Raw genomic sequence first — 14,370 nt, 5'->3', positions numbered from 1 at the left:
TATGGACCAATTTCACCACCGGAACGTGCCCAGGATCGTCTTCAGCGCCAGCCGGTCGGCGGTGGTGTTCCAGGCGGTGGCCGGAGCCGTGAAGCGCAGTGAGTAGCTGTGCCCGCCGCCGATCAGGAAGCCGCGGCCGAAGGTGCGCACCCGGTCGCTGCCGGATCCGGAGAACCATTCCATGTCGGCGCCTTTGTAGCCCTGGTAGGTCGTCGCCTCGATGTCCCCGATCCGCTGGAATCCGTCCGTGCGTCGCAGATCGGGCTGGACCTCGTCCCGCCAGACGGCGACCGGGTCCGGGCCGACCCGCGAGTTGTAGGTGACGGCCAGGGTGCGGGGATCGTCGCCGCCGGGTCCGAACGTGACGCGGTAGGCGAGATCGCCCTCGCGTGCGGTGGTCTGCCTCTTCCAGCCGGCGGGGAGGGCGACCGAGAAGCCCTCGGGGGCGGTGTAGCGGCGGTAGCCGGTCGGCAGGGCGCCGGAGGTGGCCGAAGCGGAGGGCGAGGCCGTCGCGGTGGGGGTGGTGGTGCCGCGCGTGGGTGCCGGCGTGGGGGTGCGGGAGCCGTTGCCGTCGGTGCGGTTGCCGGACGGGCCGGCCGCGGCGGACGGCGGGGTCGCCGGTCCCGCCGTGTCGGAGGTGCCGCCGCCGGGGAGCCCGTGGGTGACGGCGAACACGGCGGCGGACACGGTGAGGACGGCCAGCGCGGTGCCGACGGCCATGGTCCTTCTGCTCCACCCCTGACCGGCGCGCAGGGCGGTCAGATAGGCGCCGCGCAACCGGGGAACGGGGGCGGCCTCCCGGTCCGCGTCGGCGTCCTCGGCGAGGATGCGGACGAGCGCCTCGCGCACCACGGTTCCGGTCAGCCGCTCCCGGTGGTCCTTGCGCAGCAGTCCCTGGACGACCTGGGCCAGCGGACCGGCGCGCAGCGGGGTGCGCAGCGGCAGCCGGTCCACCGCTCTGAGGGTGGTCTCGGGCCGGCCGCGGTCGCGGAACGGCGGGCGCCCCTCGACCATCGTGTAGAGGATCGCGCCCACCGCCCACAGGTCCGCGGCAGGGTCGAGGCGCTCGTCACGGGCCTGTTCGGGAGCGGCGTACGACGGTGCCGTGACCCGCGGGGCCAGAGTTGCGCCCGCCAGTCCGAAGCCCGTGACCACGACCGGGCCCTGGTCGCGCACGAACACCTGGCCGGGGCTGAGTTCGCCGTGTGTGAAGCCCTCGCCGTGCGCGGTCTCCAGTACCTCGAGCAGCTCCAGGCCGATCCGGGCCGCCCGCACATAGTTCAACGCGCCCTGCTCGGACAGGAGTTCGCCCAGTGGCATGCCGTCGATCCACTCGATGACCGTCCACAGCGTGCCGGCGTCCTCGATCGCGTCGATCACCGTGGCCACCCGGCCGGGCCGGAGCATGCCCATGAGCTCGGTGGTGCGCAGCACGCGGGCGGTGGTCCGGCGCCCGGTCTCCTCGGCCGGCCGGTCCGGCAGCTCGGTCTGCGTCACCAGCCGGGGCCGCTGCGCCTCCAGGTCCTCGGCGTACCAGCAGATCCGGTTCGTCTCGCGGTGGACCACCTCGAGGAGCCGATACCTCCCGGCGACCAGTTCCTGTCCGGAGACGTGCGCCTTGACCATGGTCATCCCTCGCTGAAACCCCTGCCTCGTCTTTCCCAGAGGTACGCGGGGCGCGACGGTGAGCGTTCAAAGGATCTGCAACTCCGGGCTGCTTCCTGCCTTCTATTCAACCGGCCCAGGGGGCGTACGACTTGTGGAGAACAGCGAATTTCCCCGCCTCGACCTGCGGGTAACCGAGGGTAAACGTTTTGGCGCGGTGCCGGCTCAAGACAGGCCGAATTGTTCCGTCCACTTCTTGACGTCCCCGGGGCTCGTGTTGCCCCCGCACACCACCAGCCCGAGCCGGGCGCCGGCGCCCACCCGGTCCAGCACCTGCCGGGCCGCGGGCAGCAGACAGCCGGCGGCCGGTTCCGCCCACACCTTGGCGTGCTCGGCGAGGTCGAGGCAGCCCCGGACGGCCTCCCGGTCGGGGACCACCAGGACCTCGGTGACCAGGGCGGAGACATGGTCGTACGTCAGCCGTGACACGGTCGGCGCGCTGAGCGTGGTCACGATCGAGGACAGCGCGACCGGCACCGGCCCGCCCGCCGCCAGCGCCTCGGACATGGCCTGGGCGCCCTCCGTCTCCACGCCCCAGATCCGGACGCCGGGACGCAGGGCGCGCAGCGCGGCCGCCACACCGGCGATCAGACCCCCACCGCCGATGCTGACCACCACGTCGGTCAGCTCATCGGCGTCCGCGGCCAACTCCAGGCCGACGGTGCCCTGTCCGGCGACCACGACCGGGTCGTCGAACGGGTGGACCAGGGTCAGCCCCTCGTCCCGCAACCGGTTCACCAGCTCGAACGCGCTGTCCATCCCGTCGGTCAGCCGCACCGACGCCCCCGCGTCCTGCGCGATCGCGATGGACCGCGCGGGCGCCGTGCGCGGCATGACGACCGTCGCCTTCACATCGAGAGCGGCGGCCATCACCGCGAGGGCGATGCCGTGGTTGCCGCCGCTGACCGCCACTACGCCCGCGGCCCGCTCGGCCTCGCTCAGCGACAGCAGTTTCGCGGTCGCGCCGCGCGCCTTGAACGAGCCGGTGCGCTGCAGGAGTTCGAGCTTCGTGGTGACCGGGACGCCGAGCAGTGCGGACAGACCGGGACTCGGCACGGTCGGGGTGTGGACGACGTGTCCGGCGATCCGCTCCGCGGCGGCTTCGATGTCCGAGATACCGATCAAGGAAGTTCACCCTCTCGGCGCGGGGTGAGGGACCGCGCCATCTGCACCCTGACCCGGCGACGCGGTGCAGGTCAACACGGTTTCAGAGGTCGCGGCGCAGCAGATGGTCCAGCAGGAGGCGCAGCTGTGCGGCGGCCCCGGGCGCGAGCGGCACACCGGCGAGCGCCGACTTCGCGGCGGCCGTGTGCCGACGGGCTTCGGCGAGCGTCGCGGTGCGGCCGCCCGCCTCCTCGATCAGCGCGGCCGCCGCGACCGTCTCCCCGGTGTCGAGCAGCACGGCCAGGCGCTCGGCGGCGGGGGAGGAGAGCGCGGCCAGGACCGGGAACGTCCTCTTCCGCTCGCGCAGATCGCCGTGCACGGGCTTGCCGGTGACGGCCGGGTCGCCCCAGATCCCCAGGACGTCGTCGGTCATCTGGAAGGCGATCCCCAGATGCCGACCGGCCCGGTCCAGCGCGGCGGCCATGGTCTCGGGAGCGCCGCCGAGCGTGGCACCCAGCGCGGCCGCGCAGCCCAGCAGGGCACCGGTCTTGTGCTCCGCCATGGCCCGGTACTCCTCGGGGCGGACCCGCTCAGGACCGGTCCAGGGCCGGGTGCTGAACAGCAGGTCGTCCGCCTGCCCGCGCACCAGGTCGGCCAGGGCCGCGGACAGCAGCCGCAGCGCCGGCGCACCGCCGGGGGCGGCGGCGAGGGTCTCGACGGCCAGCGCGAACAGGGCGTCCCCGGCCAGTACCGCGGGGCCGGTGCCGTAGGCCTTCCAGACGGTGGGGCGGCGGCGCCGGGCGGTGTCGCCGTCCATGATGTCGTCGTGCAGCAGCGAGAAGGTGTGCACCAGTTCCACGGCGACCGCGGCGCCGACCCCGGCCCGCCCCGGTGCGCCCGCCGCCTCGGCCCCGAGCACGGCCAGGGCCTGCCGCACGCCCTTGCCGCCCGGCGCCACGGCGGGCGCGCCGCCGATCTCGCACCAGCCGAAGGAGTAGGCGGCCATCTCACCCACCCACGGGTGCAGCCGCCCCACGGCGTCGGCCAGCGCGGGCCGGACCAGCTCCCGGCAGCGGTCGAGGACCCGGGACGCGGAGGGCGGTGCCTGCACCGCCGAGTCGAGCGCCGTCACCGTACGGCCTCTGCCCCGACGAGAGCGAACTCCTCCTGGGCGCGGGCCACCATCTCCCGTGCGTGCCGCAGCCCGCTGCCCTCCAGTGTCCGGGCCAGCTCAGCCAGTTCGGCGGCCGTCTCGGCACGGTCGCGGCCGAGGCGGGCCAGCGCCTTGGCCAGGCCGAGCCGGGCCAGCGCCTCGCCACGCGGCTCGCGCATCGCGCGGAACTCCGTCAGCGCCTGCTCGTACAGCTCCCGGGCCTCGCCGTAACGGCCTGCGCGGTAGAAGACGTTGCCGCGCATCTTGTGGTTGTAGGCCAGCGCGCTGGTGAGGTTCATCGCGCGGCACGTGGCCTCCGCCTCCGACAGCAGTTCCAACGCCCGCTCGGTGTTCTGGTCGCGCACCGAGAGGATGTCGGCGAGTCCGCGCAACGCCCAGGCGTGACCGCGCCGGTCCTCGGCCCGCGCGGCTATCTCCGCCGCCTCCTCGAACATCGCGTACGCCGTGTCGTAGGAACCGGTGTTGCGGTGCATCTGCGCGATGCCCTCCAGCGCCCACACCGTGTGCCGTGCCTCGCCGCGCCTGCGGGCCTCGGCCAGCAACTGCTCGTGCAGCCGGCCCACGGCCTCGTAGTCACCCTGGATACGCCCGGTCTCCGCGAGACCGGCCAGCGAGTAGCCCCGTACGACGATGTCGCCGCCGCGCTCACCGAGTTCGGCCGCCAGCCCCAGCAGCCGCCAGGCCAGCGGGAACGCGCCGCGCTGCCGGGCCAGCGTGCCGCCGCTCCACAGCGCCCAGGCCATCGCCGCCGTGTCCCCGGCCTCCCGGGCGGCGCGGTAACTCGCCTTCCACGCCCGGTCCGCGTCGCCCACCTGGCCGAGCCGCCGGTGTGCCTCGGCGACGGCGAGCCCGCAGCGCGCCGCCTCGTCGCGCCGTCCGGCCCGCTCGGCCTCCCGCAACTGCTCGGTGCCCGCGGCGAGCACGTCGACCAGGGAGGAGTTCACGGACAGGGTGGTCAGGGCGCCCTGGTACTCCGGGGCGGATGCCTTGCCGTACATGGATGCCTTTCTCTACACGGAGTGTATACACGGCGCGTATGCACTCTATGTATACGCGCCGTGTATAGTCCGCCGGAAATGTGCCCCGGCCACCCGGGCCAGGGCATCACCTTGTTGCCGATCAAGACGCCGACAACAGCGGAGGGGTTGCCTCCGAGACGCAGATCACTGTGTCGTGGGTCAGTGCTGCTGCGCCTTCTGAGGCGTCGCCTCGCTCGGCCGGACCACCACGTACCCCTCGCCCTGCAGCATCAGCTGGACGGCTTCCCCGGAACCTCCGCGCAGCATCGACCCGATGGACTGCGAGCGGTGCAACGACGTCTGCAGATGTGCCGTCCAGCCCACCACCGCGTCCGTGTCGACATACACCGGGTACTGCGCCGAGACCGGTATGACCAGCGGGTTGCCCTCGCAGACCAGACCGAGCCTGCCCTGCCCGGTGAAGACACTGTTGAACAGGCCGCCCCCGGCGATGCCCGAGCCCTTGACCGTCTTGATCTCGTACGACAACGAGGCGTCGAAACACAGGACGTTGCGGCCGTTGACGGTGAACTCGTCGCCGGGCTCGACCTCGACGATGAAGCAGTTCTGCGCCTCGTGCGCGAACCATGCCTCGCCCTGGCCGCGTACCGCCATCAGCGGCAGCCCCTCACCGGTGACCGCGCGCTTGAGCATGCCGCCCACGCCCTGCCCCTTGCGCTCGAACTTGAGGCTGCCGCGATAGGCGACCATCGCGCCCTGGCGGGCGAGCATCTCGCCGTTCACCGCGTACTTGAGGCACTTGGCGTTCTCGACGGTCATGCCCGGCTCGACGGCCGGCCGCACCATGTGCGTACTGGAAAAGAGTTCACCCTTCATGCGGGCATGGTGTCCCGGACGGGGTCGTTCCGCCAAGATCGCGGACAGCACCGGCTCAAGCGCCGAAGAGCTGGGTCCAGTACGTGCCCGCCCGGCCGCCGCCGGCGAAGCCGACACCGATGTGGGTGAAGCCGGGCTCGAGGATGTTGGCGCGGTGGCCGGGGCTGTTGATCCAGCCGTCCACCACCTCGGCCGGGGAGCGCTGACCGCAGGCGATGTTCTCACCGATCGTGCGCCGGGCCGAGCCCGCGGCGGCGGCCCGGTCCCACGGCTGGGAACCCTCCGGCGCGGTGTGGGAGTAGAAGTCGCGCGCCACCATGTCCGCGCTGTGCGCCTGGGCGGCGGCCGTGAGCAGCGGATCGACGGCCAGCGGCGGCAACCCGGACCGGCGGCGCTCGCCGTTGGTGAGCTCGACCACCTCGGTGCGGGTCCGGTCCAGATCGCCCGCGGCGAGGGGCCGGGCCCACAGGGCGGTCCAGTAGGTGTCTCCCGTGCGGCCACCGGTGACGTACGCCAGGCCGGCCTGGGTGAAGGCGGGGTCCTGGAGCGTGCGCCGGGCCTGCTCGGTGCGCAGGCAGTACGTGATGAACTCGGCGGGGGTGCGCGGTCCGGAGACCAGGTGTTCGCCGACTGTGGCGTAGGTGTAACCGGTGGCCGTGATCCGCTGGTGGACCGAGGTGCCGTCGCGGCTCTCGCCGCCCAGGCGTCCGTCGGCGGCCATCGCGGCGGCATGGGCCCGGGCGGCCGAGACGAGACGCACGTCGAGGGTGACCGGCCGGGAACCGGCCCGAGCGCGGGCGGAGTTGACGAGATTCAGGAAGCCCTCGGGATCGGAGGTGGGGACGGCGGCCGGTGCCGGGGGCCGCGGCGAAGCGGGCGGTGGTGAAGTGGGCGGTGGTGAAGTGGGCGGTGGTGAAGTGGGCGGTGGTGAAGTGGGCCGTGATGAAGTGGGCCGTGGTGAAGGGGGTGCCGATCGCTGCTCGGGCACGCTCGTACGGTGCGCCGGTGCCGTCGGCCCGGGCCGGTCCTCGGCCACGTCCACCCCGAAGTCCCGGGCCAGCCCGGCCAGTCCGTCGGCGTACCCCTGCCCGATCGCGCGCAGCTTCCAGCCGGTGCCCCGGCGGTATATCTCGGCGAGCAGCAGCACGGTCTCGCGCTGCGGGCGGGGCGGGGCGAAGCGGGCGAGCGTGTGGCCCCGCGCATCGGTGACCCGGAGCTCGGACACGGGCAGTCGGCAAAGGGGGGTGTCCGGCTCGGCGGCGCTCACGGCCACGGTGACGCGCACGGCGCCCGGGCGCAGCAGGGCCGGTTCGACGGCCAGCGTGTCGCCGCGCAGTCGGACACCGGGAGCGGCCGGCTGGTTGTAGAACACGAAGTCGGTGTCGCTGCCGACCCTGCCCTCGCCCCCGGTGATGAGCGCCGACACGTCGAAGGGACCGGGCACCCGCAGGATCAGCGAGCCGCCCGGAAGGGGCAGATTGCCCCCGGGAACCAGTTCGCTCATCGCGCCGCCCAGGAGTGGTGGGACCACGGCCCCGGTGGGGGAGCCGTCCGTACAACGTCCGGGCGCGGCGAACTGGTTCCCGCCCTGCCTCAGTTCCGTGCCGGCGCCGGTGCGGCGTCCTCGTTCCGCCCGATGGCCGGAGCATCGCGCGGTGCCTTCTTCGGCTTGCCGCAGAACGCCGACTCCAGCGTGCCCGCCATCGTGTCGAGCACGGTGCCGTTGTTGGAGGTGGTGGCGACCGCGGCGAGGCTGCGCCGGCCGTCCTTGGTGGTGAAGGCGTAGGTGTAGTAACCCTGGACGACGCCTGTGTGGCCGTACACCGAGATCCCGCACGACAGGGTGCGCCGCCGCAGACCGAGTCCGTACGCCGTCGTGCTGTTGACCGGTGTGAAGCGTTCCATCTCGGCCAGGCGCGCGGGCGAGGTCAGCCGGCCGCGGACCAGGGCCGAGTAGAACGTGTTCAGATCCCGTGTGGTGGAGATGATGGCGCCCGCGCTCTGCGCCCAGGACAGCGTCTGCTCGGTCGCGTCCACGAGGGGGGCGCCGGCCGCGTCGGGGGTGAGGTAGCCGCGGGTGTAGCGGCCCGGGAGCTTCTTGTCGGGGTGGACGTAGAACGTGTCCTTGAGCCCCAGCGGCTTGAAGATGCGGTTCTCGTACTCGGTGCGCACGGGGTGGCCGGTGAGCTTCTCGATCAGCATCCCGGCGACCACGAAGTTGGTGTTGGAGTACGAGTAGGCGGCCCCGGGCGCGTTGGTGCGCGGCTTCGCGAGGGACAGCTTCACCAACTGGCGGTAGGTGAAGACCTTGTTGCGCACCGACTCGAAGCCGGAGACGGAGCGGGCGAACATGTCGTTCGTGTAGTCGTACAGCCCGCTGCGATGGCTCAGTACGTGCCGCACCGTGATCCGGTCGTCGGGCAGCAGGCCCGGCAGATAGCGGTTGACCGGGGCGTCCAGGGTGAGCCGGTGCTCGTCGGTCAGTTGCAGCAGGACGACGGCGGAGAAGGTCTTGGTGACGCTGCCGACACGGAAGCGGTCGTCGCCGTCGATGGCCCGCCGGGTACCGCGGTCGGCGAAGCCGTAGGTCGCCCGGTACATCGACCCGTTGTCGTCGATCCGCGCCATCGCGCCGGGCGCGCCCTGCGCGATGGCCGACCGCAGCACGCTCCGCAGACCCGCGGTGTCGGGTGCCGGCAGCCCGGCGGCCGCACCTGTGTGCGGCCGGCCGGTCGCCGCCTGTGCCGGCACCGCGAGGAGCGAGACCACGACCGCTCCGAGTACCGCGCTCCTGCCCACCGTTGCTGAGACCATCCGTTGCCTCTCCCATCTCCGCAGTAATCAGTGCGAGATCCGTCACATTCCGCCGAGGGAACCTACTCGCAGCGGGTCACATCTCCACATCTGACACACAGTTGGTCAGCTGTTGATCACCCTGCGGCAGTCTTTTGTAAAGGATTGCCATAGAACACCGCGAAAGTGATCGTTCTGGCTTTACGTGGACATGACTTATCCCTAAGGGTTTCATCCGGGGCCCGACCAGCTCCCGTGGTGCTCAACGACACCATGACGCAAGGCGGTTGGCGATCCCGGCCGTCTTCGAACGAAGGAACCCTGACCAGTGCGTAGACCGCACATACGCAGCGTGGCGGTTGCCGTCGCCGTGACGACGGCCGCCACGGGCCTCGCCGGTACCGCATTCGCGGGTCCCTCCACGGGGGTGGAGCGCGGCGTTTCGTCGCAGGCCTCGACGGCCGCGTCGGTGGTGTCGGCGGCGCGTGCCGCCGCCTTCGCCCACGCGTCGGCGACCGGCGTCTCCACGGGCGACCGGCTTCACGCCCAGGACGTGATGATCGACCCCGAGGGCGCCCGGCACGTCCGGTTCGTCCGGACGCACAACGGAATGCCGGTGCTCGGTGGCGACCTCGTCGTCCACCTCTCCCGGCAGCTGGCCTACACGGGTGTGACCCCCGCGGCCGACCACTCCGTCAAGCCCGCCGCCGCACAGGCCGAACTGACCGCCGAGCAGGCGGAGCAGAAGGCCGCCGCGGCCGCCAAGGGCGACGCGGGCAGCGCCCAGCTCGTGGTGGACGCCCGTGAGGGCGCCTCGGCCCTCGCCTACCAGGTGACGGTGACCGACAGCGGCACCACCGAGGGCAACGGCGCCCGGACGGTCGTCGTCGACGCCGTCACCGGCAAGGTGCGCAGCAACGCGCCCGTGAGCGACGAGTTCCTGTCGCCGAAGCTGCTCGACACCCTGCGCAAGCGGGGCGAGACCATCGACCCGGCCGCCGGCCTCGGTACGCGGGACGCCGGCCTCGCCGGTTCGTCGCTGTCGGCGGCCACCGCCACCCGCTACCCGAAGACGGTGGCGGGCACCGGCAAGTCGCTGTTCGTCGGCACGGTCGGGCTGACCGTCCAGCAGACGGCCCGCACGACCTACCTGCTGAAGGACCCGAACCGCTACGGCACCGAGACCCGGGACGCCAAGGGGACGCAGACCGAGAACTTCGGCGCCGGAAAGAAGATCACCAGCTCGAGCAAGACCTTCGGCAACGGCACGACCTCCAGCCGTGCCAGCGCCGCCGCCGACGCCCAGTACGGCATCACCAGGACCCTGGACTTCTACAAGAAGACCTTCAACCGCAAGGGCATCGCGAACAACAGCAAGCCCGCCAAGGCCATGGTCCACTGGGGCAAGAAGGTCGGCAACGCCTTCTGGGACCCCCAGTGCGGCTGCATGCTGTACGGCGACGGCGACGGCCGTACGATCAAGAAGCCGCTCGTCGCCCTCGACGTCACCGGTCACGAGCTGACCCACGGCGTGGTGGACGCGACCGCGAAGCTCGAGCCGACCTTCGTCGACGACAACGGCCAGTACGGCGAGCCCGGCTCGCTGAACGAGTCGCTGGCCGACATCTTCGGCTCCAACGTCGAGTTCTTCGCCAGGAACGCGAAGGACACGCCGGACTACCTCATCGGCGAGAAGATGGGTCTGTCCCAGAAGTTCCTGCGCCGCCTCGACCACCCGTCACTGGACCGGCTCGAGGGCACCGTCGACTACTGGAAGCCGGAGGTGTACTACACCGAGGTGCACGCCGGTTCCGGTGTCTCGTCGCACGCCTACTACCTCCTCGCGGAGGGCAGCGGCCAGAAGACGATCAGCGGCGTGAAGTACAACTCGCCGACCTACGACGGCGGGACCGTCAAGGGCATCGGCCGGACCAGGGCCACGGCGATCTTCTACCGTGCCCTGACCCGCTACATGGTCTCCTCGACCGACTTCCACGACGCGCGTGTCGCGACGCTGAAGGCGGCCAAGGACCTGTACGGCGCGTCCAGCGTCGAGTACAAGACGGTCGACCGGGCCTGGGCCGAGGTCAACGTCACCGCCGCGAACACGCCTGCCGCCCGTCACTGACGGCAGGCCGGTCCCACGGCAGACCAGGGTGCCCCGCCACGCGCGGGGCACCCGCATGCCGGCCCCCGGCAACGGGTGTTCAGCGCAGAGTCTGTGCCCAGTTCTCGGGTACCCGTCCGGCCGGGCCCGGTGCGGGCTGGTCGGCGGGGTGGGCGACCGGGGGAACGAGCTCGGGACCGGAGGCGTACAACTCGTCGGTGTCGTAGTTCCAGAACCACTCCTCGCCCGGCTCGAAGCTGCGGATGACGGGGTGCCCGGTGGTCCGGTAGTGGGCCGTGGCGTGCTTGGCGGGGGAGTCGTCGCAACAGCCGATGTGCCCGCACTGCGTACAGCGGCGCAGATGGAACCACCAGCCGCCCGCCTCGTCGCACTCCACGCAGCCGGTGCCGCTGGGCGGGACGCTCGGGTCGATCGCGGGGTCGGTGCTCATGCTGTCTCCTCGGGCGTCTCGGCGGTCAGGGGCAGCAGGACCTGGAAGCGGGTGTCGCCGGGCGCCGACTCGACCTGGAGGCTGCCGTGGTGCTTGTTGACGACGATCCGCCAGGAGATGTCCAGGCCCAGGCCGGTGCCCTGGCCGACCGGCTTGGTGGTGAAGAACGGGTCGAAGATCCGGCTTCTGATCTCCGGGGCGATCCCCGGACCGGTGTCCCGGAACTCCACCAGCACCCGCTCGTGGTCGAGCGCCGTCCGCACGGTCAACGTGCCTTCTCCACCGGCGCCGTTCATCGCGCAGACCGCGTTGTCGACGAGGTTGGTCCACACCTGGTTGAGTTCGGCCGGGTAACCCGGGACCGGCGGGAGCGTGCGGTCGTACTCCTTGACGACCTCGATGCGCTGCCCGATCTTGCCGGACAGCATCAGCAGGGTGCTGTCGAGGAGTTCGTGCACGTCCACCGTCCGGTAGGGCGCCCGGTCCAGTTGTGAGTACTGCTTGGCCGCGTCGACCAGATGCGAGATACGGGTGGTGGAGTCCTCGATCTCGTTCATCAGCAGTTCGGTCTCGATGGTGTAGTTGAGCCAGCCGACCGCCCCGGGCAGGATCTCCTCGCCGACGGCCGCCGCGACCTGCTCCAGCCAGTCGACGTCGAGTCCGGCCTGGACGAAGGTGGGCGCCAGCTGCCAGCCGTGGTCGACGCCGTGGTCCTCCAGCCAGTCGGTGAGCGCGTCCTCCCGGTCCGAGGCCTCCAGCGGGCTGAGCGCCGGCGCCTTGGAGACCCGCTCCGCGGTGCGCTCCTGGATCTCGATCAGGCTTGCCAACGCGTCGCGTGAGAAGGGCCCTTCGGCGATCACGGCGAGCTTGTGCCGCATCTTCGCGACCCGCTCCCGCAGCGTCGAGGTGGCCCGGACGGCCGCCGCCGCGGGGTTGTTGAGTTCGTGCGTGAGCCCGGCCGACAGCGAGCCGAGCGCCAGCAGCCGCTCCCGCTGCCCGATGGCGGCCTGCATGCTCTTGGAACCGAAGAACAGCCCCTCCAGCAGATGCACGGCCATCGGGAACCACTGGCTCATGATGTCCGCGAAGGTGTCCCCGGGCAGGACGAAGAACCTGGTCGGCTCCGTCACCCGCATCGAGTTGTTGTACACCTGGCGCACCCGGTCACCGAGATAGGCCTGCATGGCGCCCGCGTACACCCCGCGCTGCGAGGTCCGGGTGACCTCCACGTCGTCCCCGCCGACCCGGCGGGAGAGCACGACCGTGCCCTCGATCATCACGTAGAAGCAGGTGGCCGGTTCACCTTCGGTGTAGACCGGGCCGGGCTGGAACAGTTCCACCCGCCCCGTGCTGCACAACCGCCCGAGCTGCTCCGGAGCCAGCTTCTCGAACAGGAACAGCGAGCCGATCTCCTTCGGGCTGCACGGCATCAGCTGCCCGCTCATGACTGCTCCAGATACCGGTGGACGAGCATCACGGCCATGGCTCCCTCTCCGACGGCGGACGCGACCCGCTTGGCGGACTCTGCGCGGGCGTCGCCCGCCACGAACACACCGGGAACGCTGGTCTCCAGGTGGTACGGCGGCCGGTCCAGCTCCCAGCCGGCCGGCGGCCGGCCGTCGGGGGTCAGATCGGGTCCGGCGAGGATGAATCCGCGCTCGTCGCGCAGCACGGTCTCGCCCAGCCAGTCGGTCAGCGGGGCCGCGCCGATGAACACGAACATCCACTGGGCGTCGACCAGTTCGCTCTCACCGCTCGCCACATGACGCAGCGTCAGCCGCTCCAGGCGGTCGGTGCCGTGCGCGGCGTCGACCACCGTGTGACTGCGCACCGAGATGTTCGGTGCCTCGTCGATCTGCTGGATCAGGTAGTACGACATCGACGCCGACAGGTCGGCGCCACGCACCAACAGCGTCACCGACTTGGCGAACCTGGACAGGTACATCGCCGCCTGGCCCGCCGAGTTGGCGCCGCCGACGATGTACACGTCGTGCCCCTGGCAGGAGGCCGCCTCCGTGAGTGCGGAGCCGTAGAACACCCCGCAGCCGGTGAGATCGACACAGCCCTGGGCCTCCAGCTGCCGGTACTGCACGCCCGTCGCCAGGATCACGCTGTGCGCCGCGATCGCGGAACCGTCCGCGAACCGTACGACGCGGGCCGCCCCGTTGGCCTCCAGTCCCGTCACCTCGCGCGCGGTGAGGATCTCGGCACCGAACTTGGCGGCCTGCCGCCGGGCACGCCCGGTGAGCTGGCCGCCCGAGACGCCGTCGGGGAAGCCGAGGTAGTTCTCGATCCGCGAACTCTGCCCGGCCTGCCCACCGGTGGCCGACCGCTCCACCAGCACGGTCCGCAGCCCCTCCGACGCCCCGTACACCGCCGCGCCGAGCCCGGCCGGGCCGCCGCCGATGACGACGAGGTCGTAGAAGTCGGCCGTCGGCGTGGTCGCCAGTCCCACCCGGGCGGCCAGCTCCGGCGCCTCGGGCTCCACCAGGGGCGTGCCGTCCGGAGTGATCACCAGGGGCAGCCGCTGCCCGTCCTGTCCGGCCGCGGCCAGCAGCCGCTGCCCCTCCGGCTCCTCGACGGAGTACCAGCGGTACGGCACCTGGTTGCGGGCCAGGAACTCACGCACGTCCGACGATCGCGCCGACCAGCGGTGGCCGACGACCTTGGTGCTGGGCACGCAGTGGAAGTCGCTGTGCCGCCAAGCCTCCAGCAGATCGTCCAGCACCGGATAGAGCTTCTCCTCCGGCGGGTCCCACGGCTTGAGCAGATAGTGGTCCAGGTCCACGACGTTGATCGCGTCGATCGCCGCGTTCGTGTCCGCGTACGCGGTCAGCAATACCCGCCGGGCGCCCGGGTACACGTCCAGGGCCTGTTCCAGGAACTCGATGCCGTTCATCTGCGGCATCCGGTAGTCGGCCAGGATGACCGCCACCAGGTCGCCGCGCAGCTTCAGCTCGCGCAGCGCCTCCAGCGCGGACTCGCCGGACTCCGCGCGCACGATCCGGTGCGACTCGCCGTAGCGCCGTCGCAGGTCCCGGGCGACGGCCCGGGACACTCCCGGGTCGTCGTCCACGGTCATGATGACGGTCCGGGCTGTGTCGGCGGCCTGTGCCATACGTCTCCCACCCCGAGAGGTCGTTTCACGGGACGGTGTCCCCGTTGTCACCGCACCGGTCCCGCCCATCGTATGTTCGATCGCCCGGATGCGCTCCGGTGC

Annotated in this window: 11 protein-coding genes; 1 reads left to right on the top strand and 10 read right to left on the bottom strand. The window is 71.6% G+C overall.

From position 1 onward, the window contains the following. Positions 1-12: 12 nt before the first annotated feature. From N8I87_RS03990 to N8I87_RS03960, 7 genes are all read right to left on the bottom strand, one after another. Positions 13-1,632 (bottom strand): serine/threonine protein kinase, encoded by a 1,620-nt coding sequence (locus N8I87_RS03990; RefSeq protein ID WP_263205490.1) that lies wholly within the window; start codon positions 1,630-1,632, stop codon positions 13-15. 198 nt (positions 1,633-1,830) lie between these two features. After that, entirely contained in the window at positions 1,831-2,790 is a 960-nt protein-coding gene (locus N8I87_RS03985) for a threonine/serine dehydratase family protein (RefSeq protein ID WP_263205488.1), read from the bottom strand. Positions 2,791-2,872: 82 nt separating this feature from the next. Then, on the bottom strand, positions 2,873-3,901 hold the full coding sequence (locus tag N8I87_RS03980) for a polyprenyl synthetase family protein (protein WP_263205486.1): 1,029 nt from the start codon (positions 3,899-3,901) through the stop codon (positions 2,873-2,875). Next, positions 3,898-4,941 carry a tetratricopeptide repeat protein gene (locus N8I87_RS03975; protein ID WP_263205484.1) on the bottom strand — a complete coding sequence of 348 codons (1,044 nt, stop codon included), beginning with the start codon at positions 4,939-4,941 and terminating at the stop codon, positions 3,898-3,900. The genes N8I87_RS03980 and N8I87_RS03975 overlap by 4 nt, the downstream gene beginning before the upstream one ends. A gap of 180 nt (positions 4,942-5,121) precedes the next feature. Then, complete coding sequence (locus tag N8I87_RS03970) at positions 5,122-5,799, bottom strand: AIM24 family protein (RefSeq protein ID WP_263205482.1); 678 nt, start codon at positions 5,797-5,799, stop codon at positions 5,122-5,124. 55 nt (positions 5,800-5,854) lie between these two features. After that, complete coding sequence (locus N8I87_RS03965; protein WP_263205480.1) at positions 5,855-7,303, bottom strand: CAP domain-containing protein; 1,449 nt, start codon at positions 7,301-7,303, stop codon at positions 5,855-5,857. A gap of 89 nt (positions 7,304-7,392) precedes the next feature. Beyond that, on the bottom strand, positions 7,393-8,613 hold the full coding sequence (locus N8I87_RS03960) for a serine hydrolase domain-containing protein (RefSeq protein ID WP_263205479.1): 1,221 nt from the start codon (positions 8,611-8,613) through the stop codon (positions 7,393-7,395). 307 nt (positions 8,614-8,920) lie between these two features. Between N8I87_RS03960 and N8I87_RS03955 the strand changes: the two genes are divergently transcribed. Then, the gene (locus tag N8I87_RS03955; protein ID WP_263205478.1) at positions 8,921-10,720 is read left to right on the top strand and encodes a M4 family metallopeptidase; all 1,800 of its coding nucleotides are present in this window, start codon (positions 8,921-8,923) and stop codon (positions 10,718-10,720) included. A gap of 79 nt (positions 10,721-10,799) precedes the next feature. On the opposite strand, the gene N8I87_RS03950 is transcribed toward N8I87_RS03955, so the two are convergent. From N8I87_RS03950 to N8I87_RS03940, 3 genes are read right to left on the bottom strand one after another with little or no spacing between them, the layout of a single operon-like run. Then, positions 10,800-11,150, bottom strand: coding sequence for a UBP-type zinc finger domain-containing protein (locus N8I87_RS03950; RefSeq protein ID WP_263205476.1), 351 nt, complete (start codon positions 11,148-11,150; stop codon positions 10,800-10,802). After that, positions 11,147-12,595, bottom strand: a complete 1,449-nt coding sequence (locus tag N8I87_RS03945) for an ATP-binding protein (protein WP_263205474.1) — start codon at positions 12,593-12,595, stop codon at positions 11,147-11,149. Before N8I87_RS03945 ends, N8I87_RS03950 begins: the two co-directional genes overlap by 4 nt. Beyond that, a complete protein-coding gene (locus tag N8I87_RS03940; protein WP_263205472.1) occupies positions 12,592-14,268 on the bottom strand; it encodes an NAD(P)/FAD-dependent oxidoreductase in 1,677 nt (558 codons plus the stop codon). The genes N8I87_RS03945 and N8I87_RS03940 overlap by 4 nt, the downstream gene beginning before the upstream one ends. Between the last annotated feature and the right edge of the window lie 102 nt (positions 14,269-14,370).

The sequence above is a fragment of the Streptomyces sp. HUAS 15-9 genome (genome assembly GCF_025642155.1).
Lineage (GTDB): Bacteria > Actinomycetota > Actinomycetes > Streptomycetales > Streptomycetaceae > Streptomyces.
Note: the sequence above shows the minus strand (reverse complement) of the source record. Positions and strands in the feature narration are given on the sequence as shown.

Coding starts and splice junctions, on each gene's coding strand:
- N8I87_RS03960 (WP_263205479.1), bottom strand. CDS start 8,613: ATGGTCTCAGCAACGGTGGGCAGGAGCGCGGTACTCGGAGCGGTCGTG.
- N8I87_RS03940 (WP_263205472.1), bottom strand. CDS start 14,268: ATGGCACAGGCCGCCGACACAGCCCGGACCGTCATCATGACCGTGGAC.
- N8I87_RS03965 (WP_263205480.1), bottom strand. CDS start 7,303: ATGAGCGAACTGGTTCCCGGGGGCAATCTGCCCCTTCCGGGCGGCTCG.
- N8I87_RS03990 (WP_263205490.1), bottom strand. CDS start 1,632: ATGACCATGGTCAAGGCGCACGTCTCCGGACAGGAACTGGTCGCCGGG.
- N8I87_RS03950 (WP_263205476.1), bottom strand. CDS start 11,150: ATGAGCACCGACCCCGCGATCGACCCGAGCGTCCCGCCCAGCGGCACC.
- N8I87_RS03945 (WP_263205474.1), bottom strand. CDS start 12,595: ATGAGCGGGCAGCTGATGCCGTGCAGCCCGAAGGAGATCGGCTCGCTG.
- N8I87_RS03970 (WP_263205482.1), bottom strand. CDS start 5,799: ATGAAGGGTGAACTCTTTTCCAGTACGCACATGGTGCGGCCGGCCGTC.
- N8I87_RS03975 (WP_263205484.1), bottom strand. CDS start 4,941: ATGTACGGCAAGGCATCCGCCCCGGAGTACCAGGGCGCCCTGACCACC.